Source organism: Caenimonas soli (genome assembly GCF_013155545.1).
Lineage (GTDB): Bacteria > Pseudomonadota > Gammaproteobacteria > Burkholderiales > Burkholderiaceae_C > Ramlibacter > Ramlibacter soli.
Genome location: NZ_JABJVV010000014.1, coordinates 70,928 through 96,193, shown reverse-complemented (window position 1 = coordinate 96,193; position 25,266 = coordinate 70,928). Strand labels below are relative to the sequence as shown.

Sequence of the window (25,266 nt, the reverse complement as noted above, 5' to 3'; positions counted from 1 at the left end):
TGGATGAACGAAGAGCTGGAGATGCTGCGCGACAGCGCGCGCCGCTTCTTCGAGCGCGAGTGCGTGCCCAACGAGATGCGCTGGCGCGCGCAGCACCATGCCGAACGCGAGATCTGGAACAAGGCCGGCGCGGCCGGCCTGCTCTGTGCGGCCGTGCCGGATGAGTTCGGCGGCGGCGGCGGCAACTTCCTGCACGAGGCGGTGATCTGCGAGGAGCAGATGTACACCATGTCGCAGGCCTTCAGCAACAACGTGCACAGCGGGATCGTCGCGCACTACATCCTGGCCTATGGCACGCAGGCGCAGAAAAAGCGCTGGCTGCCGAAGATGGCCACGGGGGAGCTGGTCGCCGCGATCGCCATGAGCGAACCCGGCACGGGCAGCGACCTGCAGCGCATCCGCACCCAGGCCACGCTCGAAGGCGAGCATTGGCGCATCCGGGGCGCCAAGACCTTCATCACCAATGGCCTGCACGCCAACCTGATCGTGGTGGCTGTGAAGACGGGCAGCGAGGCGGGCGCCAAGGGCATCTCGCTGCTGGTGCTGGAAGCCGAGGGCGCCGAGGGCTTCCGCCGCGGGCCGCTGCTGGACAAGCTGGGGCAAAAGACACTGGACACCTGCGAGCTGTTCTTCGACGACGTGAAGGTCCCGGCGAGCCACCTGCTGGGCGAGGAAGGCCGGGGCTTCGTGCAGCTGATGCAGCAGCTGCCGCGCGAGCGCATGCTGATCGCCGTGGGCGCGGTGGCGACGATGCGCCGCGCGCTCGACGAAACCCTCGCGTATGTGCGCGACCGCCAGGTATTCGGCCAGCCCCTGATGGCGCTGCAGAACACGCGCTTCAAGCTCGCCGAATGCGAGACGCAGGCACGCGCCGCGCAGGCCTTCGTGGACGACTGCATCGCGCGCCTGATGAAGGGCGAGCTGGACGCCACCACGGCCGCCATGGCCAAGTGGTGGACCACGGACACCTGCTGCCGGATCATCGACGAGTGCCTGCAGCTGCACGGCGGCTACGGCTTCATGAACGAGTACCCCATCGCCCGCCTGTACGCCGACATGCGCGTGACACGCATCCTGGGCGGTGCCAACGAGGTGATGAAGGAACTCATCGCCCGGGCTTTGGAGAAGAGATGACGACTCGGGCCGGCGCCCCTCATTTCCGCTTCTGGCCCAAGGGCGTGGCCCGCGATCTGCTCGTGCCTCGGACCACGTTGCCCGAGTACCTGGACGTGGCGGCGCGACGTTACCCGGACAAGCCCGCCATCGTCTATTGCGGTTCCAAAACCACCTACGCGCAGCTCAAACAGCAGGTGGACGCGGTGGCTGCGTTCTTGCAGCGATGCCTGGGCGTGGCCCCGGGCGATCGGGTGCTTCTGGCCAGCCAGAACTGCCCGCAGTTCGTGGTCGCCTTCTATGCCATCCTGCGCGCCGGAGCGGTCGTCGTGCCCGTCAATCCGATGAGCAAGGCGGCTGAGGTGCGCTACTACGCGCAGGACAGCGGTGCGCGCGTCGCATTCGTCGCGCAGGAGCTGCTGCCGAACCTGGACCCCGACGCGTTCGAAGTCGCCATCGTCCACGCCTACAGCGATGCCTTGGGGCCCGATCGCATGGCGGACGAAGTACCCGAATGGGTCGCGATCCCGCGCCAGCCATTGCCCGGCCCGCGGTTCCATGGCTTCGATGAAGCCCTGGCCTGCGTGCCCATCGGCGCGGCGTTGCAGCGCGATCCCGAGGACTTGGCAGTCCTGCCGTACACCTCCGGCACCACCGGCCATCCCAAGGGCTGCATGCACACGCACGCCACGGTGCTGGCCTCCCTCGCCTCCTCGCAGGTGTGGAAGGGCTTGAACGCCGAGACAGTGGTGCTCGCCGTGGCGCCCCTGTTCCACATGCTGGGCCTGCAGAACGGCATGAACATGCCCATCGTGCTGGGCGCGACGGCTGTGATGATGCCGCGCTGGAACGCGGCCGTGGCGGCACGGCTGATCGAGCGCCATCGCGTCACGGTCTGGACCGCGCCACCGGCGATGGTGTTGGACTTGTTCTCACAGCCCCAGACGCAGCAGCGCGATCTCTCCAGCCTCGCCCTGCTATCCGGCGGAGGTGCGGCCATGCCCGAGGCGGTATCGGCCATGCTGGCGCAGCGCTACGGCCTCTCGTACAACGAAGCCTATGGACTCAGCGAAACCGCCGCCTTCCTGCATGCGAACCCGCTGGCGCGCGGCAAGCGCCAGTGCCTGGGCATTCCCACGCAAGGCGTTGATTCACGCATCATCGATCCCGCCACGTTGAAGGAATTGCCGCAAGGCGAAGTAGGCGAGCTGGTGACCCACGGCGAGCAGGTCATGAAGGGCTACTGGAACAAACCCGAGGCGGACCGGGAGTCCTTCGTCGAGATCGAAGGCAAGCGCTTCTTTCGCACCGGTGACCTGGCCATGATGGACGAGGAAGGCTACTTCTTCATGCGCGACCGCTTGAAGCGGATGATCAACGCATCGGGCTACAAGGTCTGGCCGGCCGAGGTGGAAAGCGCCATGTACGAACACCCCGCGATCCACGAGGCCTGCGTCATCGCCGTGCCGGACGGCAAGCGCGGCGAAACGGTGAAGGCGCTGGTGGTGCTCAAGCCCGCTTTCCGCGGCAACGTCAGCGAGCACCAGCTCGTCGATTGGGGCCGCGAGCGCATGGCCGTCTACAAGGCCCCGCGCATCGTTGAATTCATGGACGCCCTGCCGAAATCCGGCACCGGCAAGATTCTTTGGCGCGAATTGCAGGAGGCGCAGCAGCGCGCCGCCCAGGAGGCAACAACATGAGCGACAACCCCTTTCGTTTCGAGCGCCATGGCGCCACCGCGCTGGTCACCCTCGACAGCGCGGCCAGCCGCAACGCCCTGACCAAGCCCATGCGTGAGGGCCTCGCGCAGGCTGTGGCGCAGGTCAAGGCCGATCGCGACATCCGCGCGCTGGTGCTCGCAGGCGCCAACGGCTCGTTCTGTGCCGGCGGCGACTTGCGCGGCATCTCCGCGGCCTCGCAACTGGAGAGCGACGGCTGGCGCGAGCGCATGTACGCCACGCAAGGCATCTTCCGCGAGCTCCTCACGCTCGATCGCCCGGTCATCGCAGCCGTGGACGGCGCCGCCTATGGCGCGGGTTTCAGCCTGGCGCTGACCGCGGATTTCGTTCTGGCGACCCCACGGGCGCGCTTCTGCCTCTCGTTCATGCGGATTGGGCTGGTGCCGGACTGTGGCGCCACCTACACCTTGCCTCGCATCGTTGGCGCCCAACGCGCCCGGGAGCTCATGTTGTCCGCTCGCGAGGTGACTGCCCGGGAGGCGATGCAACTGGGCATCGCGATGGAACTGCACGAAAGCGCTGAGCTGCTGCCGCGCGCGCTGGCGCTGGCGGGCAGTTTCGCCGCGGCCTCACCGCTTGCCGTGAGCCTCGTCAAGCGCATCGCCGCCGACCCGGGCGCCATGGAAGCAGCTTTCGAAGCCGAGGCCAACGCCCAGGCGCTGTGCTTCCAGACTACGCCGCACCGCGAGGCGGTACGCCAATTCCTGGACAAGCAACCTCCTGCATTCCAGTGGCCGAACCCTCACCCCAATCCTCTCCCGCAAGCGCGAGAGTGAGCAAACAAGGAGAAATGAAATGAGCAGCAACACCCCCATGCTGGACGGCAAGGTCGTCCTGGTCACCGGCGCCGGCGGCGGCATAGGCCGCGACATCGCGCTGGCCATGGCGCGCGAAGGCGCGAAGGTCGTCGTCAACGACATCGGCGCATCGGTCGCCGGCGAAGGCAGCGACACCGGGCCGGCCCAGGCCGTGGTGAATGAGATCAAGGCGGCTGGCGGCAGCGCCGTCGCCAACACCGACAGCGTGTCGGAAGCGGCGAGCGCGGCGCGCATGGTAGGCACGGCGCTCGAAGCGTTCGGCCGCCTCGACGTGGTCGTCAACAACGCCGGGATCCTGCGCGATCGTATCTTCCACAAGATGAGCCCCGAGGAATGGGATGCGGTCATCAGGGTCCACCTGTACGGCAGCTTCCATGTCAGCCGCGCCGCGGCCACGCATTTCAAGGAACAGGAAAGCGGCTGCTACATCCACATGACGTCCACCTCGGGCCTGGTGGGCAACCTGGGCCAAGCCAACTATTCGGCGGCCAAACTGGGCGTCGCGGCGCTGTCCAAGTCCATCGCCCTGGACATGCAGAAGTTCAACGTGCGATCCAACTGCATCTCGCCCTTCGCCTGGAGCCGCATGATCGGCTCGATCCCGACGGAAACGCCGGAAGAGCAGGCGCGGGTGGATCGTTTGAAGCAGATGACGCCGGCCAAGATCGCGCCCCTGGCGGTGTGCCTGGCCAGCGATGCGGCAAGCGACGTCAATGGCCAGATCTTCGCCGTGCGCAACAACGAGATTTTCCTGATGAGTCAGCCCAGGCCGGTGCGTTCGGTGCATCGCAGCGAAGGCTGGAGCCCGCAGACCGTCGCCAGCCACGCGCTGCCGGCGCTGAAGGCCAGCTTCTACGACCTGGACCGCTCCGCCGACGTGTTCAGCTGGGATCCGATCTGAAGCGAGCACACCATGACTGAACCCCAAGGCGTACAAGCCTTTCACCAACTCGAGCTGGACGCCGGCCGCTTCCTGATCCAGCGCTGCGGCGGCTGCGGCAAGCATGTGTACTTTCCACGTGAACTGTGCCCCCACTGCGGCGGCAGCGCCCTGGAATGGGCGCTGCCGCAAGGCAGCGGGACCGTGTATGCCGTCACAACCGTCCGGCGCAAGCCCGCCGATGGCGGCGACCTCAACGTGTCGCTGATCGACCTGGACGAAGGCGTGCGCCTGATGAGCCGCGTGGACAACCTGCCCGCGGACCAGGTGCGCATCGGCCAGCGCGTGAAGGCGCGCGTACAGGTCAAGGACGGCCGCGGCTTGGTGCTGTTCGACGCCGTTGGAGCCGCATCATGACCAACGACTTGAAATCGCTGCGCGGCGGCGCCGCCATCACCGGTGTGGCCACCTTCGGCTGCGGCGAAACACCCGGCTTCACCGACATCGAACTGCTCGCCCGCGCCGCGCGCGCCGCCGTCGCCGATGCCGGCCTGAAGATGAGCGACATCGACGGCCTGTGCACCGCCAGTGCTTCATCCACGATGTGGGGCTTGCCGGTTGTGGAATACCTGGGCCTGAACCCGCGCTACATCGACACCACCATGCTGGGCGGCAGCAGCTTCATCGCGCATCTGCTGCCCGCCATGCAGGCGGTCCGCTCGGGGCAGTGCAATGCAGTGCTGGTCTGCTACGGCAGCGCGCAACGCAGCGCTACCTTCGGCCGGCGCGAGATCGTCGCGGCCCGCCGATTCCTGGACCCGCAGCCCTACGAGCATCCGTATGAGCCGATGTTCCCGATCTCGGCCTATGCGCTGGCCGCGTCGCGCCACATGCACGAGTTCGGCACCACGCGCGAGCAACTGGCGCAGGTGGCGGTCGCCGCGCGGGCCTGGGCCCGCCTGAACCCGGAGGCTTTCATGCGCGATCCGCTCAGCGTCGGAGACGTGCTCGCGTCGCGCATGGTGTCGGACCCGCTCACGGTGCGCGACTGCTGCCTGGTCACCGATGGCGGCGGCGCCTATGTGCTGGTCAGCGCCGAGCGCGCCAGGCATCTGCCGCGCAAGCCGGTCTACGTGTTGGGCAATGCCACCGCCGTCTGGAACCGCCAGATCTCCTCGATGCCGGACCTCACCGTGACGGCCGCCTGCCAGTCCGGCCGCGAAGCCTTCGCGATGGCCGGACTGTCGCCGAGCGACATCGACGTGGTCCAACTCTACGACGCCTTCACCATCAACACCCTGCTGTTCCTGGAAGACCTGGGTTTCTGCCCCAAAGGCGAAGGCGGGCGCTTCGTCCAGGACGGCGCCATCGCGCCCGGCGGCAAGCTGGCGGTGAACACCAATGGCGGAGGCCTGTCCTGCGTGCATCCAGGCATGTACGGCATCTTCGCCCTGATCGAGGCTGTGCGCCAGCTGCGCGGCGAGGCCGGCGAGCGTCAGGTCCGGAATGCGCGCACGGCGCTGGCCCACGGCAACGGCGGCATGTTGTCCAGCCAGGCGACAGCGGTGCTGGGCACCGAAGAAGTACTGTGAAGACCAACCCTGTCATCCCGGGCTTGACCCGGGATCCATCGTGGAGTGCCAGGCACGCCGCTGTGGATTGCGGATCGAGTCCGCAATGACAAACCCGAGGAGCACAAATTGATCCGCGACCCCGACACCCTCAACGCGCTGCTCGACGCCGTCAACCGCTTCGTGCGCGAGCGCCTCGTTCCCGCCGAAGCCGAAGTAGCCGAAACCGACGAGATTCCCGCCGACATCGTGCGCGAGATGAAAGAGCTTGGCTTGTTCGGCCTGACCGTGCCCGAGGAGTACGGCGGGCTGGGCGTGACCATGGAGGAAGAAGTGATGGTGATGCTGGCCATGGGCCAGACCTCGCCCTGCTTCCGCTCCTTGTTCGGCACCACGGTGGGCATCGGCTCGCAGGGCATCCTGTTCGATGGCACGGAAGCGCAGAAGAAGAAGTACCTGCCGCGCCTGGCTACCGGCGAACTGATCGCCTCGTTCGCGCTCACGGAGCCGGACGCGGGTTCTGACGCGGCCTCGCTGCGCACCACCGCCATCCGCGATGGCGATCACTACGTGGTCAACGGCACCAAGCGCTTCATCACCAACGCACCGCACGCCGGCATCTTCACGCTGATGGCGCGCACCGACCTTGAGGACAAGGGCGCCGGCGGCGTTTCGGCCTTCATCGTGGAAGCGAGCACGCCCGGCATCAGCATCGGCAAGAAGGACAAGAAGATGGGCCAGCGCGGCGCCCATACCGCCGACGTTATCTTCGAGAACTGCCGCGTGCCCGCCAGCCAGCTGATCGGCGGCAAGGAAGGCCAGGGATTCAAGACGGCGATGAAGGTGCTGGAGAAGGGCCGTATCCACATCGCCGCCATTTGCGTGGGCGTGGCTGAGCGCATGCTGCGTGACGCGCTGAACTACGCCATCGAACGCAAGCAGTTCGGCCAGCCCATCGCCGAGTTCCAGCTGGTGCAGGCCATGCTGGCCGACAGCCAGGCGGAGCTCTATGCCGCGCGCAGCATGGTGGTCGACGCCGCGCGCAAGCGCGACGAGGGCCTCAACGTGGCCACCGAAGCGTCCTGCTGCAAGCTGTTCGCGTCGGAGATGTGCGGCCGGGTGGCCGACCGCGCCGTGCAGATCTTCGGCGGCGCCGGCTACATCAGCGACTACGGCATCGAGCGCTTCTACCGGGACGTTCGCCTGTTCCGCCTCTACGAGGGGACCAGCCAGATCCAGCAGGTCGTGATCGCCCGCAATATGGTGCGCGAGGCGACACGTTGACCTTCCAACCACAGAGGAGACAAGCCATGGGAATTTCCCGCATCCGCCGCGCCTGCGCCATAGGCGCCCTGGCCGCGCTCGCCCCTTTCGGCGGCGTATTCGCGCAAAGCACTCCCTACCCCTCCCAGGCCATCAAGTTCGTCGTGCCGTACCCGGCCGGTGGCGCCACCGACACGCTGGCGCGCACCGTCGCCCAGAAGCTCCAGGAGGCCTGGGGCCAGCCCGTGGTGGTGGAGAACCGCGCGGGCGCCGCCGGCACCATCGGCAACAGCCTCGTGGCGAAGGCGAATCCCGACGGCTACACCGTGCTGGTGGCCATCACCGCCCTGATCCAGCAGCAGTCGTTGATGGACAAGCTGCCGTACGACCCGCTGAAGGACTTTGCTCCCGTGACGCTCATCGCGCGCAGCCCCAGCATGTTCGCCGTGCCGCTGGACTCGCCGGCCAAGAGCCTGAAGGAATTCATCGCGATGGCGAAAGCCAGCCCGGGCAAATACAGCTATGGCACTTATGGAGCGGGCACCTCGTCCCACATCCAGGGATCGCTCCTGAACATGCAGGCGAGCCTGGACCTGGTGCACGTGCCGTTCAACGGCGCGGCGCCGCTGGTGACCAACCTGGTGGGCGGCCAGCTTCCGTCCGCCTTCATCGACAGCGCCTCGGCGCGGCCGCACCTGAAGTCGATCCGCCCCCTGGCCGTCACCGGCACGCAGCGCATTCCCGGCATGCCGGACGTGCCGACCTTCGCCGAGCTGGGCTACCATTCTTTCGATCCGTATGGCTGGTTCGGCCTGTTCCTGCCCGCCGGCGCGCCGGCGCCGGTGGTGCAGAAGCTGTCCGACGAGGTCAACCGCATCCTGCGGCTGCCGGACGTGACCGCGAAGATCGAGGCCCTGGGCTTGCAGGTCGCCGGCGGCAAGCCGGAGGAAGTTCAAAAGATCGTGCGCAGCGACGCCGGGGTCTACGCCAAGATCATCAAGGACGCGAACATCCGGCTGAGCCAGTAGCCTCGTCAGAGGTTCATCTGGCGAGCCGTGCCGCGATTGACGCGACATGGCCCCCCTGGAAGCGCGCCCGGCCAGGAGGGCGCAGGGGGAAGGCGCAACCGCTGAGATCCTGGCCATCCGACACAACCGTGCCTGGTGCCATTGCTTTCATCTGCCCCCTTGAAAGCCGGCCAAAAGCCCTTATCATTAGCACTCGCTGGAGAAGAGTGCTAACAACACCTCCTCCTCGACAAGTTATTAAGCGCTAACTTCGTTGGCGCTTTTTGATGTCCCTCAGTTTCAAGTCAAGGAGATGCAATGAAACTTCGCCCCCTGCACGATCGCGTGATCGTCAAGCGTATCGACAGTGAAACCAAAACCGCCTCGGGCATCGTCATCCCCGACGCTGCCGCCGAAAAGCCCGACCAGGGTGAAGTTGTGGCCGTGGGCCCGGGCCGCAAGACCGACAAGGGCGACCTGATCGCTCCGAACGTCAAGGTGGGTGACCGCGTCCTGTTCGGCAAGTACAGCGGCCAGACCGTCAAGGTCGAAGGCGACGAACTGCTGGTCATGAAGGAAGATGACCTGTTCGCGGTCGTCGAAGGCGCTCCCGCCGGCCTGAAGAAGGTCGCCTGATTCCCTTTCGAATCCGCGATCCGTTCAACAATTTTTGAGGTAGCAACATGGCAGCAAAAGACGTAATTTTCGGCGGCGACGCCCGCGCGCGCATGGTCGAGGGTGTGAACATCCTGGCCAACGCAGTCAAGGTGACCTTGGGCCCCAAGGGCCGCAACGTGGTGCTCGAGCGCTCCTTCGGCGCCCCCACCGTGACCAAGGACGGCGTGTCCGTGGCCAAGGAAATCGAGCTGAAGGACAAGCTCCAGAACATGGGCGCGCAGATGGTCAAGGAAGTCGCTTCCAAGACCAGCGACATCGCCGGTGACGGCACCACCACCGCCACCGTGCTGGCCCAGGCCATCGTGCGCGAAGGCATGAAGTACGTGGCCGCCGGCATGAACCCGATGGACCTGAAGCGCGGCATCGACAAGGCTGTGACCCAGCTGGTCGACCAGCTGAAGAAGGCCTCCAAGGCCACGACGACCTCCAAGGAAATCGCCCAGGTCGGCTCCATTTCGGCCAACAGCGACGAAGCCATCGGCAAGATCATCGCTGACGCGATGGACAAGGTCGGCAAGGAAGGCGTGATCACCGTCGAAGACGGCAAGTCGCTGGAGTCCGAGCTGGAAGTCGTCGAAGGCATGCAGTTCGACCGCGGCTACCTGTCGCCCTACTTCATCAACAACCCCGAGAAGCAATCGGCGCTGTTGGACAACCCCTTCGTGCTGCTGTACGACAAAAAGATCAGCAACATCCGCGACCTGCTGCCCATCCTGGAGCAAGTTGCCAAGGCCGGCCGTCCGCTGCTGGTGATCGCCGAGGAAGTCGAAGGCGAAGCCCTGGCAACCCTGGTGGTCAACACCATCCGTGGCATCCTGAAGGTCGTGGCCGTCAAGGCTCCGGGCTTCGGCGACCGCCGCAAGGCCATGCTGGAAGACATCGCCATCCTGACGGGCGGCAAGGTCATCGCTGAAGAAGTGGGCCTGACGCTCGAGAAGGTGACCCTGGCCGACCTGGGCCAAGCCAAGCGCATCGAAGTGGGCAAGGAAAACACCACCATCATCGACGGCGCCGGCGCCGGCGCCGACATCGAAGCGCGCGTCAAGCAGATCCGCGTCCAGATCGAGGAAGCCACCAGCGACTACGACCGTGAAAAGCTGCAAGAGCGCGTGGCCAAGCTGGCCGGCGGTGTTGCGCTGATCAAGGTCGGTGCCGCCACGGAAGTGGAAATGAAAGAGAAGAAGGCTCGCGTGGAAGACGCGCTGCACGCCACCCGCGCTGCAGTTGAAGAAGGCATCGTGGCCGGCGGTGGCGTTGCGCTGCTGCGCGCCAAGCAAGCTGCCGGCGCCATCAAGGGCGACAACCCCGACCAGGACGCCGGTATCAAGCTGGTGCTCAAGGCCATCGAATCGCCCCTGCGCGAAATCGTGGCCAACGCCGGTGGCGAGCCGAGCGTGGTGGTCAATGCCGTGCTGAACGGCAAGGGCAACTACGGCTTCAACGCCGCCAACGACACCTATGGCGACATGATCGAAATGGGTATCCTGGACCCGACCAAGGTGACCCGTACGGCGCTGCAAAACGCCGCATCCGTCGCTTCGCTGATGCTGACGACCGAAGCCATGGTGGCCGAGGCTCCGAAGGACGAAGCCGGCGCGGGCGGCATGCCTGGCGGCATGGGCGGTATGGGTGGCATGGGCGGCATGGATATGTAAGCCCAGTTCACTGCAAAAACGCTACGCGTTTTTGCAGTGGCTAGTCAGTGAAAAAGGCCGGGAGACCCGGCCTTTTTCATTGGCGGGGGCGCTGCATGTTATTGCGCGCCCCGAAGACAAGAAGGGCCGCTTTGCGGCCCTTTTTTATTGCTGGCCGGGGGCGACGGCCGCGGTCACTGGTGCGTCGGCGGGCGGGGGGCCGTACTGGTTGCTTTCAGGCTGGCCGGGTTGCGCCGCCCAGTAGATCAGGATGGCCCAGCCGATGAGGGGGATAAAGCCCAGCAGTTGCAGCCAGCCGCTCTTGCCGATGTCGTGGAGGCGGCGCGAACCCGCGGCCAAGGTGGGCACCAGCATGGCCAGCGAAAACAGGCCGCCGAGAACCGGGACGATCATGTTGAGGATGATGCCCACCACGACCTGCGCGAGGATGAACCACCAGAATTCGGGCCGCGCTGCCCGTCCGTTGAAATCGGCGTACTTGGTCAGGCAGGTCCGGACCGCTTTTTGAATGTCTTCCATTTCCAATGCTCCTCATGTCAGGCGAATCGCCCGCCTGCATGATATGCAGAAGCGGTGACTAGCGATAGAGCCGGCGCAGCAGCCCGGCCGTCGATGCATCGAGCCCGGAGACATCCCCGCTGTCCAGCCGCGGCGCGATGTCCTTGGCCAGCACCTTGCCGAGCTCGACGCCCCACTGGTCGAAGCTGTTGATGCCCCAGAGCGATCCGCTGACGAAAACGCGATGCTCGTACAAGGCCAGAAGCGCGCCCAGGCTGCTGGGGTCCAGCCGTTCCAGCAGGAAGAAGGTGCTGGGCCGGTTGCCGGGAAAGTGCTTGTGGCCGCCCTCGGTCGCCTTGCCGCTCATCAGCGCCTGGGCCTGCGCCAGCACGTTGGCCAGCAGCTGCGAGTGATGGCCGGGCAGGTCGTGCAGCGCCTGCTTCACGGCGATGAACTCCACCGGCACGACGTCCGTGCCCTGGTGCAGCATCTGGAAATATGCATGCTGGCCATTGGTGCCGGGCTCGCCCCACAGCACCGGCGAGGTCGCCATGGAAAGCAATCCGCCTTGCGCATCGACGCGCTTGCCGTTGCTCTCCATTTCCAGCTGCTGCAAGTAGGCCGGCAAGCGGCGCAGCGCACTGTGATACGGCGCGATGCTGCGGCTGGTGAAGCCGTGGAAGTTGCGGTACCAGAGGTCGAGCAACCCGAGGCGCACCGGAAGATTGCTGGCCAGCGGCGCGGTGGCGAAGTGCCGGTCCATCTCGTGGGCGCCCGCCAGCAGCTGGCGAAAACCGGCAGCGCCGATGGCGATCGCGATGGGCAGCCCGATGGCCGACCACATCGAATAGCGCCCGCCCACCCAGTCCCAGAAGCCGAAGGTGGTGGCGATGCCGAACTCGCGCGCCGCGGCCACGTTGGTGGTGAGCGCCGCGAAATGTCGCGCGACGTCCGTCCCGCCCTGGCCCTCGAACCAAGCGCGTGCCGACCGCGCGTTGGTCATCGTCTCGATGGTGGTGAAGGTCTTGGATGCAATGAGGAATAGCGTGCTCTGCGGCTGCAACTGGCGCAGCACGCCGGCGAGTTCATGGCCATCGACGTTGGAGACGAAGTGGAACCGCTTGCCCGGCAGCACGAATTCGGCCAGCGCGGCCACGGCCATCTGGGGACCCAGGTCGGAGCCGCCGATTCCGATGTTGACGATGTCCGTGATCGCCGTGTCGCCGCGCACCTGTTCGGCATAGGCCAGCATCGCGTCCAGCGTGGCATGGACCTCCGCCGCATCGGCGTCGCGGCTCGCACCCTTGGGCACGCGCAGCAGCCAATGCTTGACGGCTCGCTGCTCGGTGTTGTTGATGGGCTCGCCGGCGAACATGGCGTCGCGGTGGTCCTCCAGCCGGCACTCGCGCGCCATGTCCAGCAGCAAGGCCTGGGTCGCGGTGTCCACCAGGTTCTTGGACAGGTCGGCGAACACGTGGGGCGCTTGCTGGCTCAGGGCCTCGAAGCGGTCCGCGTCGGACCGGAACGCTTCGCGCAGGTCCAGTCGCCCGCCTTTGCTTTCGAAATGCTGCCCCAATGCACCCCACGCCGCCGTCTGGTCGCAGCGCGGCCGCGTCATAGCTGCCACCATGGTCAGGCCCCCTTCATCAGTTGTTCGAGTTTCACGGCATCCGCGGCGAAGGCGCGTATGCCTTCCGCCAGTTTGTCGGTCGCCATCGCGTCCTCATTCAACGCGTAGCGAAAACCGGCTTCGTCGTAGTTGACGGGCTCCAGCGCCATCGCGCGGGCCTGCTCAGGAACGAGTGCGCGGCTCACGGGGTCATCGGACGCGGCCAGCTGGGCCAGCAACTCCGGGCTGATCGTCAGCAGGTCGCAGCCGGCCAGCGCCAGGATCTGCTGGACGTTGCGAAAGCTGGCGCCCATGATCTCGGTGGCAATGCCGAAGTGCTTGAAGTGCTGGTAGATCTGGCGCACCGAGCGCACACCGGGATCGTTGGCGCCCGCGCTCGCCGCTTCGTCCCAGGCGCTGCCGGCGGATTTCTTGTACCAGTCGTGGATGCGGCCCACGAAAGGCGAGATGAGCTGCACCTTGGCCTGTCCGCAAGCCACCGCCTGGCAAAAAGAAAACAGCAGTGTCAGGTTGGTATGGATGCCGCGCTGCTCGAGTTTTTCCGCCGCCTGGATGCCTTCCCAGGTGGCGGCCACCTTGATCAGCACGCGGTCGACGTGCACGCCCTCGGCCTGGTACAGCTCGATGATGCGTTCGGCCCGGGTCAGCGAGGCCATGGTGTCGAAGCTCAGGCGCGCATCGACCTCGGTCGAGACGCGGCCGGGAATGATCGAAAGGATTTCGCAGCCGAAGCGCACCAGCAACCGGTCCATCGCTTCGTCGAGCGGCCGGTTGCCGAAGCGGGCCATGGTGTCCTTGAGCACAGGCGCGTAGTCGGCCTTCTGCACCGCCTTCAGGATCAGCGAGGGATTGGTCGTGGCGTCCTGCGGTTTGAACTGGGCAAGCTGCTTGAAATCGCCGGTGTCCGCCACCACGGTGGTGAACTTCTTGAGCGCATCGAGTTGATTCATGGCGCCCATTATCGGCGCGGCTGCCCGGCCGGCGCGCGGTGCATTCAGACACGTTAAGCGTAATCCGATTACGCGACCCGCTTGCCGGGCACCGTAAGCTGCCTTGGTTGAGCTGATTGGAATTCTCCAACGACTGAAACTAAGTTACATTACCGCTTCACCTTTCGCATCCGACCATGAGCTTTGACCTTGTCCTGTTCGGCGGCACCGGCGACCTCGCCTGGCGCAAGCTGATGCCCGCGTTGTTCCAGGCCTTTCGGCATGGAACGCTGCCCGAATCCGGCCGCATCATCGGCGTCGCGCGCGACGATTTGAGCGACCAGCAATACCGCGCGCTGATCCGCACGCGTTTCGACGAGGTCGATCTGGCCAAGCGACCCTCCCCCGAGGAATTCGATCGCTTTGCCGCACTGCTGCATTTCCTGCGCATGGATTTGTCGCGGCCCGATGACTACCAGCGGCTGGCGAACACCTTGCGCCAACGCCAGGCCGATACGGTGGTCATGTATGTCGCCACCGCTCCCTCGCTTTTCACGGCGGTGTGCGAGCAGGTTGCCGCCGCCGGGCTGAACACGCCCAACACCCGGATCGTGCTGGAAAAGCCCCTGGGCCACGACCTGGCGTCCAACCGCGCGATCAACGAGACCGTGCGCCACGTGCTGAGCGAAAAGCAGATCTTCCGCATCGACCACTACCTGGGCAAGCCCTCGGTGCAGAACCTGTTCGCGCTGCGCTTTGGCAACGCCCTGTTCGAGCCGTTGTGGCGGCGCGAGAACATCGCCAACATCCAGATCACCATCGCCGAGGACCTGGGCGTGGAAAACCGCGGGGCGTTCTACGACCAGACCGGAGCATTGCGCGACATGGTGCAGAACCATGCACTGCAGCTGGTCTGCGCCCTGGCCATGGAGCCGCCCATCAACGCCCACGCCGACGCGATCCGCGACGAGAAGCTCAAGGTGCTGCGGTCGCTCAAACCCTGGACCAGCGAGACGCTGGACCAGAACGTCATCCGCGGCCAGTACACGGCCGGCGTTGTCGCGGGCGAAGTGGTGCCCGGCTATCGCGAGGAGCCGGGCGTCAATCCGCAGAGCACCACCGAAACCTTCGTTGCCCTGCGGGCCGAGATCGCCAACTGGCGCTGGGCCGGGGTGCCGTTCTATATCCGCACCGGCAAGCGGCTGGCAGGGCGCGACGCGCGCATCGTGGTGAACTTCCGGCCCGCGCCGCATGCGATCTTCCGCACCCCGAACGGTGCGGCCAACCGGCTGGTGATCCGCCTGCAGCCCAAGGATGGACTCGAGTTGCACCTGCTGGCCCAGGGACAGGACAACCGCCAGCATTCGCGGAGTGCGATCCAGTCGCTGACACCCGTCCACCTCGACCTCGATTTCGACAAGCGTTTCGGCTCCGAACGAGTCGGCGCCTATGAGCGCCTGCTGCTCGACGTGATCGATGGGCGCCTCAACCTGTTCGTGCGCAGCGACGAGCAGGAAGAGGCCTGGCGCTGGGTCGAACCCATCCTGGAGCACTGGCGCGCCGATGCCTCCGGCCCGCGCCCTTATGCCGCGGGCACCTGGGGCCCGGCCGCGGCCAGCGCGATGATCGCGCGCGACGGCCATTGCTGGAGCGAAGAGTGCTAGACCGCATCAAGGCTTCGCTGCCTTCCCTCGCCCCTGCGGAGCAGCGCGTCGGCCGGCTGGTGCTGGGTGACCCACGCGCCTTCGCCAACCTTCCCGTCAGCGAACTCGCCGAACGGGCCCATGTGAGCAAACCGACCGTGGTGCGCTTTTGCCGCAGCATCGGCTACGACGGGCTCTCGGATTTCAAGCTCAAGCTGGCCGGCAGCGTGAGCGAGGGCGTGCCCTTCATCCACCGCAGCGTGGACGCCGACGACAAGACCAGCGACGTGCTGGTGAAGGTCGTCGACAACACGGTCGCCGCCTTTCTGAAGTATCGCAACGATGCCTCGAGCTTTGCGATCGAGAAGGCGGTGGAAGCGCTGGCAGCCACCTACAAGACCGGGCGGCGCATCGAGTTCTACGGCGTCGGCAATTCCGGCATCGTGGCGCAGGACGCCCAGCACAAGTTCTTCCGCCTGGGCGTGAACACCATCGCCTACAGCGACGGCCACATGCAGGTGATGAGCGCCTCCATGCTGGGCCCGGGCGATTGCGTGGTGGTCATTTCCAACTCGGGCCGCACCCGCGACCTGATGGACGCCTGCGACATCGCGCGCAAGAACGGCGCGACGACCATCGTGCTGACCGCCACCGGCTCGCCGCTGGCCTCGGCCGGCCACATCCACCTGGCAGCCGACCATCCTGAAGGCTACGACCGCTACAGCCCGATGGTTTCGCGCCTGTTGCATCTGGTGATCATCGATGTTCTGGCCACCACGGTGGCGCTGCGCATCGGGCCGCGCCTGCAGCCTCTGCTGCGCGAGATGAAGAACAACCTGCGCAACAAACGCTACGCCTAGGTCTGCCGCTTGGGATCGAACGAGATGCGGTAGCAGCTGCTGAAGCCGGCCTGTCGCACCAGCTCGAACCGGGCCCCATGAATGGCGGCGATCTTTTCCACCACGCGATGGCCCAGGCCCAAGCCCAGGGCGCGGATCGGGCCGGCCTGGCGGTCCTTCGGTGGTGCCGGTCCGGTCTCTTGGGCATCGTCACCGACCTGGAGCCAGCGCTGCTGCGCGTCCAGCTGAACTTCCACATGCGTGCCCCGCGGCGTATGGCTCACCGCGTTCTCCACCAGGTTTCGAACGGCCAGTTCCAGCAGCAGTGGATGGCCGGTCATCGGAAACCGCTCCGGGCCGGCCAGGGCCAGTTCGTGGCCGCTTTCGTGGGCGCTCGGCGCGAAATCGGCCACCACACGGCGAGCCACTTCCACCAGGTCCAGCTCTTGCGCCGACTCGTCCCATTCGGCCCTGCTCGCGCGAGCCAGCGCCAGCAGGTCGGACATGACTTGTCCGGCACGCAAGACATCGCGATCCAGTCGGGCCAGCAGCTGGTCGCGGTCCGGCCCCTCGGCGGCGGCCTTCAACGCGCGTGCGTGCAATGACACTGCCGCCAGCGGAGTTCGCATCTCGTGCGCGAACTCGTTGGCCAGGGCGCGCTCTCGCGTCAGCGCAGCCTGATAGCGCTCCATCAGCGTATTGATCGCCATCACCGTGGCCCGGAACTCGCGATGACGCCACCGGTCCACCAACGGCCCGGCCTGCCGAACATCGAGTGAATGCACGTCGCGCGAGAGTTCGTACAGGGGCCTCAGGCCGCGGCGGATGGCCAAACCCAGCGCGAGCGCGACGACCGGCAGCAGCCACAAGCCCGGCTCGGCGATCTGTTCGGCAATGTCCGCCGCCAGTTCGTCGCGCTCGCGCAGCGAAAGCAGGACCATCACCTTGCGCCCCTCCGCCTCGTCCCAGCGCGAGAACACCCGCCAGGGTTCGGGCGGCTGGCCGAGGTTGAGCGTGGCGAAGCCTTGGCCGTGCTCGAATTCGGGAACGGGCGCTGTACCGGAACGGGTGAGGACCTTGCCCGAGCGGTCCCAGACGACCACGCTCATGGACTGCTGGTAGTCGTGGGCTTTGAATGCCGGCGCCAGCATGGGCGTGCGGCCTGGTTGCTCTGGAATGAATTCACCGCCCCGGAACGAGAGCAGCAGCGAGCTGGCGCTGGCCAGGTGGCCGTCGGTCAACTCGTCGGCCTCGTGCTGACCGGTGCGGTAGCCCAGGAAGATGAAGGTGCCCCACACGGCCAACAAGGCGCCCAGCGTCCAGGCGAGCAGGTGGCGTGTGAGAGACGGCTGGTTCAAGCCGCGCTTTCCGCCGGGGCGAAGTATCCGACACCGCGAACGGTACGGATCACCTCCTCGCCCAGCTTGCGGCGCAACCGGTGTACGTGCACCTCGATGGCATTGCTGTCCAGCCCGCTTTCCCAGTTGTAGAGTTTGGCTTCGATCTGCGCGCGCGAGAGCACGCGCGGACTCGCCTCCAGCAAGACCAGCAGCAGGTCGAACTCGCGTGCCGAGAGTTCCACCGGGCTGCCGCCGTGCAGCACCGTACGGGCGGCCGGATCGATCACCAGTTCCCCATGTTCCAGCCTGGCCTGGGCGCGGCCGGCCGCCCGGCGCCGCAACGCCCGCATCCGCGCCGCCAGTTCGCCGGCGTCGAAAGGCTTGGTCACATAGTCATCGGCGCCGAGGTCCAGGCTTTCAATTCGCGAAGCGACCTGGTCGCGAGCGGTCATGATCAGCACCGGCGTGGCCGGGTCGGGCAACCGGCCTTGCGGCGCGCCGCGCAAGCGCCGGAGCAGCTCGGTGCCATCGGCGTCCACCAAGCCCAGGTCGAGCAGCACCAGATCGAACGGCTCGGCGCACAGCGCGGCCCAGGCCAGGTCCACCCGGCCCATCGTATCGACGGCCCAGCCATAGTCGCGCAGGTTCGCCCGCAAGCCCTCGGCAATTCCCTCGTCATCTTCCACCACCAGGACACGCATGCCGCCATTGTGCTTGCAGCGGCCTTAAGGTTCCCTTAATGCGTGGCGGCCAAGCTGCCGCCCAATGCGCATCCCATCGTTTGCCCCACCGCCGCCTTTGCTCTTGCCAACCGCGGCGGCGCTGGCCCTGGTATTTGCCTGGGACCTGTCGGGCCTCGATCTGGCGCTGGCCGGGCTGGCCGGTGGCCCGGGCGGCTTTGCCCTGCGCCATGATTGGTTGCTCACGGTGCTGTTGCACGACGCCATGCGCCACGCTTCGTGGCTGCTGGTAGTGCTGCTGTGCTTGGGGGTGTGGTGGCCCATGGGTCCGCTGGCCCGATTGGACTTCTCCGCCCGGCTGCAGCTGGCCGTGATGACACTGGCGGCGGCTGCGACGGTCGCGTTGCTGAAGGGGTTCAGTGCGACCAGCTGCCCCTGGGACCTGAGTGCCTACGGCGGCGCAGCGCCGTATGTCCCGCATTGGTCCGCCAGTTCGGACGGTGGACCCGGCCATTGTTTCCCGGCCGGGCACGCATCGTCCGGATTCGCCTTCCTGGGTGGCTTCTTCACCTTTCGCGCAACGCCCGGGCTGGCGCGGGCCTGGCTGGCCGCCGCCCTGGCTGCGGGGCTGGTGCTGGGTATCGGCCAGCAACTGCGCGGCGCCCATTTCATGAGTCACACCCTGTGGACCGGCTGGCTCTGCTGGTTGGTGGCGCTGTGCATCGATCGCGTCTGGCCGCAGGGCCTGGCTGAACAGCCATGAACGGGACCGCGGGAATCCGCCCGCTGTGGCTGGTGATCGGGGCCAGCCTGTGGATGGCAACCATCGGCAACGCGGCCTTGTGGGGCGAGATGCGCGCGCACGAGGCACTGCAGGGGCCTGCGGGCTGGGCGTTCGGCGCCGGTCTGGCCTTGATGGTCGCTGCCTGCCTCAGCGCGATCCTGAGCCTGCTGGCCTGGCGCTGGACCCTCAAGCCGGCGCTGATCCTTTTGCTGGCGGCTTGCGCCGCTGCGACCCATTTCATGCTCGCCTACCATGTGGTCATCGACAGCAGCATGGTCGTCAACGTGCTGCAAACCGACACCCACGAGGCCTTGGCCCTTTTCGACTGGCACCTGCTGGCGACGCTCGGGCTCCTGGGCCTGCTGCCCGCAGCCGCTGTCTGGCGAATACGGGTGCGCCATGGCGGCTGGCCGGCGCAGGCCGGGCGCAATCTGGCCATGCTGGCAGCGTCGCTAGCGCTGGCGGCGTTGCTGGCATTGCTGAGCTTCCAGCCGCTGTCCTCCACCATGCGCAACCACAAGCAGCTGCGCTACCTGATCAACCCGCTGAACACGATATACGCCCTTGGCCACGCCGCCAGCAAGCCGCTGCGGCGCCCGCCCGGCGTTGCGGTGCTGGGTGCCGACGCCCATGTGCCGGACGGGCGGAGCCGTCCGCCCCTACTGGTCCTGGTGCTGGGGGAAACAGGCCGCAGCGGCAATTTCGGCGTGAACGGCTACGACCGGCCCACCACACCAGAACTCGAGCGGCATGGCGTCGCCAGCGCGCTGCACGCCACCTCTTGCGGCACCAGCACGGCGGCATCGGTTCCGTGCATGTTCTCGCACCTCGGCCGCAACGGCTTCGATGGCCGCGACCGGGATTACGAAACGCTGATGGACGTGCTTCAGCATGCCGGCCTGGCCGTGCTGTGGATCGACAACCAGTCCGGATGCAAGGGCGTGTGCGATCGCATTCCCCACGTCGACACTGCCGCCCTGAACCATCCCCACTTGTGCGCGGCAGGGCAGTGCCTGGACGGGATCATGCTCGAGGGGCTGGATCAGCGGCTCGCGGCGTTGCCCCCGGAGCGCGTTGCGCGCGGAGTGGTGCTGGTGATGCACCAGATGGGCAGCCACGGACCGGCCTACCACCTGCGCTCGCCACCGGCCTTCAAGAAATTCCTGCCGGAATGCACCAGCGCGAACCTGCAGGACTGCAGCCGGGCGGAACTGGTGAACGCCTACGACAACTCGATTGCCTACACCGATCATGTCCTGGGATCCACCATCGACTGGCTCGAGCGGCAACAGGGCTTCGATACCGCCATGCTCTACGTTGCCGACCACGGCGAATCCCTGGGAGAGAACAATCTCTACCTGCACGGAATGCCCTTCAGCATCGCACCCGAGGTGCAAAAGCATGTGCCCTGGATCACCTGGCTTTCGCCGGGCTTCGAGCAACGCAGCGGGATCGCCACCGAGTGCCTGCGCGGCAGACGCGATCTGCCGCTGACACACGACAACTACTTCCATGCCGTGCTCGGCCTGATGCAGGTGAGTACCGCCGTCTACGATCGCCAACTCGACGCCTACGCGCCCTGCGCCGCCCATTGAGCGCCGCTCAGATTCGACCTTCCTCGACGGCGTGGCAGGCGATCTTCACGCCCTGGATTTCCAGCAGCGCCGGTCGCTCCGCCTTGCAGCGGGCATTGGCGTGGGGGCAGCGCGGATGGAAGGCGCAGCCCGTGGGCGGGCTCAGCGGGTTGGGCACCTCGCCCGACACCGGCGTGCGCGAGCGGCCGGTGTCGTGCATCTTGGGGATGGCATCGAGCAGCATGCGCGTGTAGGGGTGGCGCGGATTGCCGAACAGCTGGTGCTTGCCGGACAACTCCACCAGGCGCCCCAGGTACATCACGCCGACCTGATCGCTCACATGCCGCACCACCGCCAGGTTGTGCGAGATGAAGAGGTAAGTGAGGCCGCGCTGGCGCTGCAGGTCCTTCATGATGTTCAGCACCTGGGCCTGCACGCTCACGTCCAGCGCCGAGGTCGGCTCGTCGCACACCAGGAACTCGGGCTCGGTGGCCAGGGCCCGCGCGATGGAGATGCGCTGCCGCTGCCCGCCGGAGAACTGGTGCGGGTACTTCACCATGTCCAGCGGCGACAGGCCGACCGACTTGAGCAGTTCACCCACCCGCTCTTTCAGCTGGTCGCGGTCGGTGATGATGCGGTGTTCCTTGAGGGGCTCGCCGACGATGTCTTCCACGATCCAGCGCGGATTCAGGCTGGCATACGGGTCCTGGAAGATCATCTGGATGCGCCGGCGCAGCTGGCGGCCCTGCGGGGTCTTGAACGCGGCATGGGCGTCCTGGCCGTCGAAAGTGAGGCCACCGCGCGTGGGCTCGTACAGGCCCACCAGTAGCCTGGCGACGGTGCTCTTGCCGCAACCGGACTCGCCCACCAGCGCCAGGGTCTGGCCTTGCTGGATGTCGAAGCTGACGCCGTCCACCGCATGCAGCAGCTGGCGCGGCCGCCGCTCGATCACGCGGTTCAGCCAGGGCACGGAAACGTCGAAGACCTTGGCTAGGTCGCGCGCCTGCACCAGAGGCGCAATGATCTTGGCCCCTGGTACCGGGCCGGCCGCGTTGAGTAAATCGTTGGCGCTCATACCGTCGCCCCCGCATGGGCGTCGTGCAGCCAGCAGGCAGCGCGGGTAGCGCCGGCATTCAGAAGATCGGGGCGCTCGACGGTGCAGCGATCGAAGGCGCGCGGGCAGCGCGGGTTGTAGGCGCAGCCGGGCGGGATCGCGTTCAGCCGGGGCATGGCGCCATCGATCTGGTTCAGGCGCTCGCGCTCCACTTCCATATCGGGAATCGCCGCCATCAGGCCCACGGTGTAGGGATGCGCGGGCTGGTTGATGACCTCGTGGACCGGGCCGATCTCGGCGATGCGGCCGGCGTACATCACGGCCACGCGGTCGCAGGTCTCGGCGATCACGCCCATGTCATGGGTGATGAGCATCACGGCTGCGCCGCGGTCCTTGCAGATGCGCTTGAGCAGCTGGATGATCTGCGCCTGGATGGAAACGTCGAGCGCCGTGGTGGGCTCGTCGGCGACGATCAGCTTGGGCTCGGCCGCCAGGGCCAGCGCAATCACCACGCGCTGGCGCATGCCGCCGGAGAACTGGTGCGGGAAATGGTCGATGCGCTCAGCCGCGGCCGGGATGCCGGTGTCTTCCAGCAGGCTGATGGCGCGGCGCTGCGCCTCCTTGTCGTCGACCGGCAGGTGGGTCTGGATGGTCTCCCGCAGCTGCCTTCCAATCGTGTACAGCGGATTCAGCGAGGTCAGCGGATCCTGGAAGATTGCGCCGATCTTGCGGCCGCGGATGTGGCGCATCTTGTCGTACGGCAGGTTGTCGATGCGCTGGCCTTCCAGCAGGATCTGGCCCGAGGCGACGCGCCCGGGCGGCTCGAGCAGGCCGATGATGGCGGCGCCGGTGAGTGACTTGCCGGCACCGGATTCACCGACGACGCCCAGGATTTCGCCGGGCGCGATGTCGAAGGAAATGTCGTCCAGGGCGCGCAGCGTGCCGCGGCGGTTCGGAAACTCGACGATGAGATTTTTGACTTGTAGGAGACTCATGGGGCACTAGCGAAGGCGCGGGTTGAGCGCATCGCGCAGCCAATCGCCCAGCAGGTTCACCGACAGGGCGATCAGGATCAGCATCAGGCCGGGGAAGATGGTGATCCACCACTCGCCGGAGAAAAGATAGTCGTTGCCCACCCGGATCAGGGTACCGAGGGATGGGGAAGTGGGCGGCACGCCAACGCCGAGGAAGGACAGCGTGGCCTCGGTGATGATGGCCGTGGCCACATGGATGGTCGCCAGCACCAGGACCGGGCCCATCACGTTGGGCAGCACATGGCGCGCCATGATGCGCAGCGGCGCCACGCCGGTCACCCGCGCGGCCTGCACATATTCCTTGTTGCGCTCGACCAGGGTGGACCCGCGCACGGTGCGGGCGTATTGGACCCAGCCTGTCAGCGTGATCGAGACGATCAGCACGCCGAAGGCGACGGTGTCATGGGCGTCGGGGAAGAGCGCGCGGCCCACGCCGGCGATCAGCAGCGCCACCAGGATGGAGGGGAAGGACAGCATGACGTCGCACACGCGCATCAGGAAGGTGTCGATCCATCCGCCGCGGAATCCGGCCAGGAGACCGAGCGCAACGCCGATGACCATGGAGAGGATCACCGAGGCCACGCCGACCACCAGCGAAATGCGCGCTCCGTAGATCAGCGCCGACAGGATGTCGCGGCCCTGGTCGTCGGTGCCCAGCAGGTACTTGGTACTGCCCTCGGGCTCCCACGCCGGCGGCAGGCGCGCATCGCTTAGCACCAGTGTCGTGAGATCGAACGGGTTATGGGGCGCGATCCAGCCGGCGAAGACCGAGCAGATAAAGCAAACGAGCGCAATCGCCGCCGCCAGGATGGCCACGGGCGACGTGCGGAAGCTGTACCCGATGTCGCTGTCGAGCCAGCCAAATAATGTTTTTTTCATCTCGGAGAATTGTCGAGCGCCGCCCGGGCCCTCCCGCAGCGGCGCTCATCCCATCAGGGGCTTACCTTCTTGATCGTCATCCACTTGAAGAACATGAAGTTGTCCGGCAGCTGGACCAGGTCGAGCTTCTTGCTCACGCCCCAGGCCAGCGCCTGCTGGTGCAGCGGCAGGTGGCCGATGTCGTCCGCATGGATCTGGAAGGCTTCCTTGATCATGCCGTTGCGCTTGGCCTTGTCGGTTTCCGACTGGATGGCCTTGGTCAACTGGTCGACCTTGGGATTGCAATAGCTGCCCAGATTGAACTGGCCGGCGCCCTTGTCGTCCACGCAGGCCATCAGCGCATTCAGCGCGTTGTGCGCGTCGTAGGTGCCCGGCGTCCAGCCCAGCAGGTAGAAGCTGGTGTCGCGGCGCAGGATCTTGGGGAAGTAGGTGCCCTTGGTTTCCGCCGCCAGGTTGATCTTGACGCCGATGCGCGAGAGGTTGGCCGCCACCGTCTGGCAGATGCGCGCATCGTTGACGTAGCGGTCGTTGGGGCAGTTCAGCGTCACCTCGAAGCCGTTGGGATAGCCGGCGTCGGCCAGCAGCTTCTTGGCGCCCTCCGGGTCCTGAGGCAGCCGCTTGTTGAGATCGGGCTGGAAGCCATTGATGCCGGGGCCCACCATGAGCGCCGTGGGATTCGATGCCCCGCGCATGACGGTGCGCTTGATGCCTTCGATATCGATCGACTGGTAGAAGGCCTGGCGCACCCGCTTGTCCTTGAACGGGTTCTTGCCCTTGACGCTGGAATACTGCAGTTCGTCGCGCTTCTGGTCCATGCCCAGGAAGATGGTGCGCAGCTCGGGCGCGACCAGGGCCTTGGTGTTGGGCGAACCATTGACGCGTTCGATGTCCTGCACCGGCACGGGTTCCATCACGTCGACCTCGCCGGACAGCAGGGCGGCCACGCGGGTCGCGTCGTTGCCGATGGGCGTGAAGATCACCTCCTGCACGTTGCCTTCGATCTTGCCCCAGTAGCTGCCGTTGCGAACGAAGGTCGTGCGCACGTTCGGCTGGCGCTCACGCAGACGGAACGGGCCGGTGCCGTTGGCGCGGAAGGAGGCCGCGTTCTCGATGCCCTTGCGGCGGTCCACCGGGCGCGCGGCCTGATTGGTTTCCGCCCACTTCTTGCTCATCATGTACACCAGCGTGATCACGTCCGGCAGGATGGGGAACGGTGCCTTGGTCTCGATCTCGACGGTGTGGTCGTTGATCTTGCGCACTTCCTTGAAGTCGTTGGTGTAGCTCTTCATGTCGGAGCCCTCGACCTGGGTGCGCGCAAAGGAGAACACCACGTCGTCGGCCGTGAACGGCGTGCCGTCGTGGAACTGCACGCCTTTGCGCAGCTCGAAGCGCCACACGGTCGGTGAGGTCTGCTTCCACGAGGTGGCCAGGCCCGGCGCCAGGCTCAGGTCCTTGTTGCGGTTGATCAGGCCTTCATAGACGTTGCCGGTGACGCTCAGCTGCAGCGACTCGTTGAGCGAGTGCGGGTCCATCGAGAGCGCGTCGCCCTGGTTCGCGATGCGCACGGTCTGGGCCTGGGCGCCGGCGGCTGCAACCGCGAGGACCGAGGCGCAGAGCAGGTTGTACTTGTGTTTCATCGATGGCTCCTGTTGAAAGAT

General features: G+C 66.3%; 23 protein-coding genes. 14 read left to right on the top strand and 9 right to left on the bottom strand.

What is annotated here, in order from left to right; translation table 11 throughout:
* The first annotated feature begins 3 nt into the window (after nucleotides 1–3).
* From HNE04_RS20525 to groL, 10 genes are all read left to right on the top strand, one after another.
* Nucleotides 4–1,134, top strand: a complete 1,131-nt coding sequence (locus tag HNE04_RS20525) for an acyl-CoA dehydrogenase family protein (RefSeq protein ID WP_172223375.1) — start codon at nucleotides 4–6, stop codon at nucleotides 1,132–1,134.
* Nucleotides 1,131–2,813, top strand: coding sequence for a long-chain-fatty-acid--CoA ligase (locus HNE04_RS20520; RefSeq protein ID WP_172223372.1), 1,683 nt, complete (start codon nucleotides 1,131–1,133; stop codon nucleotides 2,811–2,813). The genes HNE04_RS20525 and HNE04_RS20520 overlap by 4 nt, the downstream gene beginning before the upstream one ends.
* Nucleotides 2,810–3,628 carry an enoyl-CoA hydratase/isomerase family protein gene (locus HNE04_RS20515; protein ID WP_172223369.1) on the top strand — a complete coding sequence of 273 codons (819 nt, stop codon included), beginning with the start codon at nucleotides 2,810–2,812 and terminating at the stop codon, nucleotides 3,626–3,628. Before HNE04_RS20520 ends, HNE04_RS20515 begins: the two co-directional genes overlap by 4 nt.
* Nucleotides 3,629–3,665: 37 nt before the next feature.
* A complete protein-coding gene (locus HNE04_RS20510; protein ID WP_172223534.1) occupies nucleotides 3,666–4,571 on the top strand; it encodes an SDR family NAD(P)-dependent oxidoreductase in 906 nt (301 codons plus the stop codon).
* 12 nt (nucleotides 4,572–4,583) lie between these two features.
* Entirely contained in the window at nucleotides 4,584–4,967 is a 384-nt protein-coding gene (locus tag HNE04_RS20505) for a Zn-ribbon domain-containing OB-fold protein (protein WP_172223366.1), read from the top strand.
* A complete protein-coding gene (locus HNE04_RS20500) occupies nucleotides 4,964–6,142 on the top strand; it encodes a thiolase (protein WP_172223363.1) in 1,179 nt (392 codons plus the stop codon). Before HNE04_RS20505 ends, HNE04_RS20500 begins: the two co-directional genes overlap by 4 nt.
* A 108-nt stretch (nucleotides 6,143–6,250) precedes the next feature.
* Nucleotides 6,251–7,405: an acyl-CoA dehydrogenase family protein gene (locus HNE04_RS20495; protein ID WP_172223361.1), complete on the top strand. Its 1,155-nt coding sequence runs from the start codon at nucleotides 6,251–6,253 to the stop codon at nucleotides 7,403–7,405.
* A gap of 26 nt (nucleotides 7,406–7,431) precedes the next feature.
* Nucleotides 7,432–8,412, top strand: coding sequence for a Bug family tripartite tricarboxylate transporter substrate binding protein (locus HNE04_RS20490; protein WP_172223358.1), 981 nt, complete (start codon nucleotides 7,432–7,434; stop codon nucleotides 8,410–8,412).
* A gap of 297 nt (nucleotides 8,413–8,709) precedes the next feature.
* Complete coding sequence (gene groES / locus HNE04_RS20485) at nucleotides 8,710–9,027, top strand: co-chaperone GroES (protein ID WP_172223356.1); 318 nt, start codon at nucleotides 8,710–8,712, stop codon at nucleotides 9,025–9,027.
* 47 nt (nucleotides 9,028–9,074) lie between these two features.
* Nucleotides 9,075–10,724, top strand: coding sequence for a chaperonin GroEL (gene groL / locus HNE04_RS20480; protein ID WP_172223354.1), 1,650 nt, complete (start codon nucleotides 9,075–9,077; stop codon nucleotides 10,722–10,724).
* A gap of 144 nt (nucleotides 10,725–10,868) precedes the next feature.
* Here groL and HNE04_RS20475 read toward each other — a convergent pair whose 3' ends face one another.
* The 3 genes from HNE04_RS20475 to tal are packed head-to-tail and all read right to left on the bottom strand — an operon-like array spanning nucleotide 10,869 to nucleotide 13,802.
* On the bottom strand, nucleotides 10,869–11,243 hold the full coding sequence (locus HNE04_RS20475) for a DUF805 domain-containing protein (RefSeq protein ID WP_172223351.1): 375 nt from the start codon (nucleotides 11,241–11,243) through the stop codon (nucleotides 10,869–10,871).
* A gap of 58 nt (nucleotides 11,244–11,301) precedes the next feature.
* Entirely contained in the window at nucleotides 11,302–12,840 is a 1,539-nt protein-coding gene (gene pgi / locus HNE04_RS20470; RefSeq protein WP_172223532.1) for a glucose-6-phosphate isomerase, read from the bottom strand.
* Nucleotides 12,841–12,854: 14 nt separating this feature from the next.
* Nucleotides 12,855–13,802, bottom strand: a complete 948-nt coding sequence (gene tal, locus HNE04_RS20465) for a transaldolase (RefSeq protein ID WP_172223348.1) — start codon at nucleotides 13,800–13,802, stop codon at nucleotides 12,855–12,857.
* 176 nt (nucleotides 13,803–13,978) lie between these two features.
* Here tal and zwf point away from each other — a divergent pair, with 176 nt between their 5' ends.
* Both zwf and HNE04_RS20455 read left to right on the top strand, forming a co-directional pair.
* Nucleotides 13,979–15,445: a glucose-6-phosphate dehydrogenase gene (gene zwf / locus HNE04_RS20460; protein WP_172223345.1), complete on the top strand. Its 1,467-nt coding sequence runs from the start codon at nucleotides 13,979–13,981 to the stop codon at nucleotides 15,443–15,445.
* Entirely contained in the window at nucleotides 15,439–16,284 is an 846-nt protein-coding gene (locus tag HNE04_RS20455; protein ID WP_172223342.1) for a MurR/RpiR family transcriptional regulator, read from the top strand. The genes zwf and HNE04_RS20455 overlap by 7 nt, the downstream gene beginning before the upstream one ends.
* Here HNE04_RS20455 and HNE04_RS20450 read toward each other — a convergent pair.
* The gene (locus tag HNE04_RS20450; protein ID WP_207717654.1) at nucleotides 16,281–17,621 is read right to left on the bottom strand and encodes a histidine kinase dimerization/phospho-acceptor domain-containing protein; all 1,341 of its coding nucleotides are present in this window, start codon (nucleotides 17,619–17,621) and stop codon (nucleotides 16,281–16,283) included. The genes HNE04_RS20455 and HNE04_RS20450 overlap by 4 nt on opposite strands.
* Nucleotides 17,618–18,304: a response regulator transcription factor gene (locus tag HNE04_RS20445; protein ID WP_172223339.1), complete on the bottom strand. Its 687-nt coding sequence runs from the start codon at nucleotides 18,302–18,304 to the stop codon at nucleotides 17,618–17,620. The genes HNE04_RS20450 and HNE04_RS20445 overlap by 4 nt, the downstream gene beginning before the upstream one ends.
* Before the next feature lie 64 nt (nucleotides 18,305–18,368).
* Here HNE04_RS20445 and HNE04_RS20440 point away from each other — a divergent pair, with 64 nt between their 5' ends.
* Together HNE04_RS20440 and HNE04_RS20435 are read left to right on the top strand one after the other, a co-directional pair.
* Nucleotides 18,369–19,046, top strand: a complete 678-nt coding sequence (locus HNE04_RS20440; RefSeq protein WP_172223337.1) for a phosphatase PAP2 family protein — start codon at nucleotides 18,369–18,371, stop codon at nucleotides 19,044–19,046.
* Entirely contained in the window at nucleotides 19,043–20,662 is a 1,620-nt protein-coding gene (locus HNE04_RS20435) for a phosphoethanolamine transferase (RefSeq protein ID WP_172223334.1), read from the top strand. Before HNE04_RS20440 ends, HNE04_RS20435 begins: the two co-directional genes overlap by 4 nt.
* Before the next feature lie 7 nt (nucleotides 20,663–20,669).
* Here HNE04_RS20435 and HNE04_RS20430 read toward each other — a convergent pair whose 3' ends face one another.
* From HNE04_RS20430 to HNE04_RS20415, 4 genes are read right to left on the bottom strand one after another with little or no spacing between them, the layout of a single operon-like run.
* Entirely contained in the window at nucleotides 20,670–21,716 is a 1,047-nt protein-coding gene (locus HNE04_RS20430) for an ABC transporter ATP-binding protein (RefSeq protein WP_172223331.1), read from the bottom strand.
* On the bottom strand, nucleotides 21,713–22,690 hold the full coding sequence (locus tag HNE04_RS20425) for an ABC transporter ATP-binding protein (protein ID WP_172223328.1): 978 nt from the start codon (nucleotides 22,688–22,690) through the stop codon (nucleotides 21,713–21,715). Before HNE04_RS20425 ends, HNE04_RS20430 begins: the two co-directional genes overlap by 4 nt.
* A 6-nt stretch (nucleotides 22,691–22,696) precedes the next feature.
* A complete protein-coding gene (locus tag HNE04_RS20420) occupies nucleotides 22,697–23,608 on the bottom strand; it encodes an ABC transporter permease (protein WP_172223325.1) in 912 nt (303 codons plus the stop codon).
* A gap of 53 nt (nucleotides 23,609–23,661) precedes the next feature.
* Nucleotides 23,662–25,245, bottom strand: a complete 1,584-nt coding sequence (locus HNE04_RS20415) for an ABC transporter substrate-binding protein (protein ID WP_172223322.1) — start codon at nucleotides 25,243–25,245, stop codon at nucleotides 23,662–23,664.
* Between the last annotated feature and the right edge of the window lie 21 nt (nucleotides 25,246–25,266).

Excerpts from the sequence above, each read along its gene's own strand:
- HNE04_RS20520 (WP_172223372.1), top strand. The coding sequence starts at position 1,131 with ATGACGACTCGGGCCGGCGCCCCTCATTTCCGCTTCTGGCCCAAGGGC.
- HNE04_RS20415 (WP_172223322.1), bottom strand. The coding sequence starts at position 25,245 with ATGAAACACAAGTACAACCTGCTCTGCGCCTCGGTCCTCGCGGTTGCA.
- HNE04_RS20525 (WP_172223375.1), top strand. The coding sequence starts at position 4 with ATGAACGAAGAGCTGGAGATGCTGCGCGACAGCGCGCGCCGCTTCTTC.
- HNE04_RS20500 (WP_172223363.1), top strand. The coding sequence starts at position 4,964 with ATGACCAACGACTTGAAATCGCTGCGCGGCGGCGCCGCCATCACCGGT.
- HNE04_RS20430 (WP_172223331.1), bottom strand. The coding sequence starts at position 21,716 with ATGAGCGCCAACGATTTACTCAACGCGGCCGGCCCGGTACCAGGGGCC.
- tal (WP_172223348.1), bottom strand. The coding sequence starts at position 13,802 with ATGAATCAACTCGATGCGCTCAAGAAGTTCACCACCGTGGTGGCGGAC.
- HNE04_RS20440 (WP_172223337.1), top strand. The coding sequence starts at position 18,369 with ATGCGCATCCCATCGTTTGCCCCACCGCCGCCTTTGCTCTTGCCAACC.
- groES (WP_172223356.1), top strand. The coding sequence starts at position 8,710 with ATGAAACTTCGCCCCCTGCACGATCGCGTGATCGTCAAGCGTATCGAC.
- HNE04_RS20445 (WP_172223339.1), bottom strand. The coding sequence starts at position 18,304 with ATGCGTGTCCTGGTGGTGGAAGATGACGAGGGAATTGCCGAGGGCTTG.
- HNE04_RS20515 (WP_172223369.1), top strand. The coding sequence starts at position 2,810 with ATGAGCGACAACCCCTTTCGTTTCGAGCGCCATGGCGCCACCGCGCTG.
- HNE04_RS20490 (WP_172223358.1), top strand. The coding sequence starts at position 7,432 with ATGGGAATTTCCCGCATCCGCCGCGCCTGCGCCATAGGCGCCCTGGCC.
- HNE04_RS20420 (WP_172223325.1), bottom strand. The coding sequence starts at position 23,608 with ATGAAAAAAACATTATTTGGCTGGCTCGACAGCGACATCGGGTACAGC.
- pgi (WP_172223532.1), bottom strand. The coding sequence starts at position 12,840 with ATGACGCGGCCGCGCTGCGACCAGACGGCGGCGTGGGGTGCATTGGGG.
- groL (WP_172223354.1), top strand. The coding sequence starts at position 9,075 with ATGGCAGCAAAAGACGTAATTTTCGGCGGCGACGCCCGCGCGCGCATG.
- HNE04_RS20510 (WP_172223534.1), top strand. The coding sequence starts at position 3,666 with ATGCTGGACGGCAAGGTCGTCCTGGTCACCGGCGCCGGCGGCGGCATA.
- zwf (WP_172223345.1), top strand. The coding sequence starts at position 13,979 with ATGAGCTTTGACCTTGTCCTGTTCGGCGGCACCGGCGACCTCGCCTGG.
- HNE04_RS20505 (WP_172223366.1), top strand. The coding sequence starts at position 4,584 with ATGACTGAACCCCAAGGCGTACAAGCCTTTCACCAACTCGAGCTGGAC.
- HNE04_RS20425 (WP_172223328.1), bottom strand. The coding sequence starts at position 22,690 with ATGAGTCTCCTACAAGTCAAAAATCTCATCGTCGAGTTTCCGAACCGC.
- HNE04_RS20475 (WP_172223351.1), bottom strand. The coding sequence starts at position 11,243 with ATGGAAGACATTCAAAAAGCGGTCCGGACCTGCCTGACCAAGTACGCC.
- HNE04_RS20435 (WP_172223334.1), top strand. The coding sequence starts at position 19,043 with ATGAACGGGACCGCGGGAATCCGCCCGCTGTGGCTGGTGATCGGGGCC.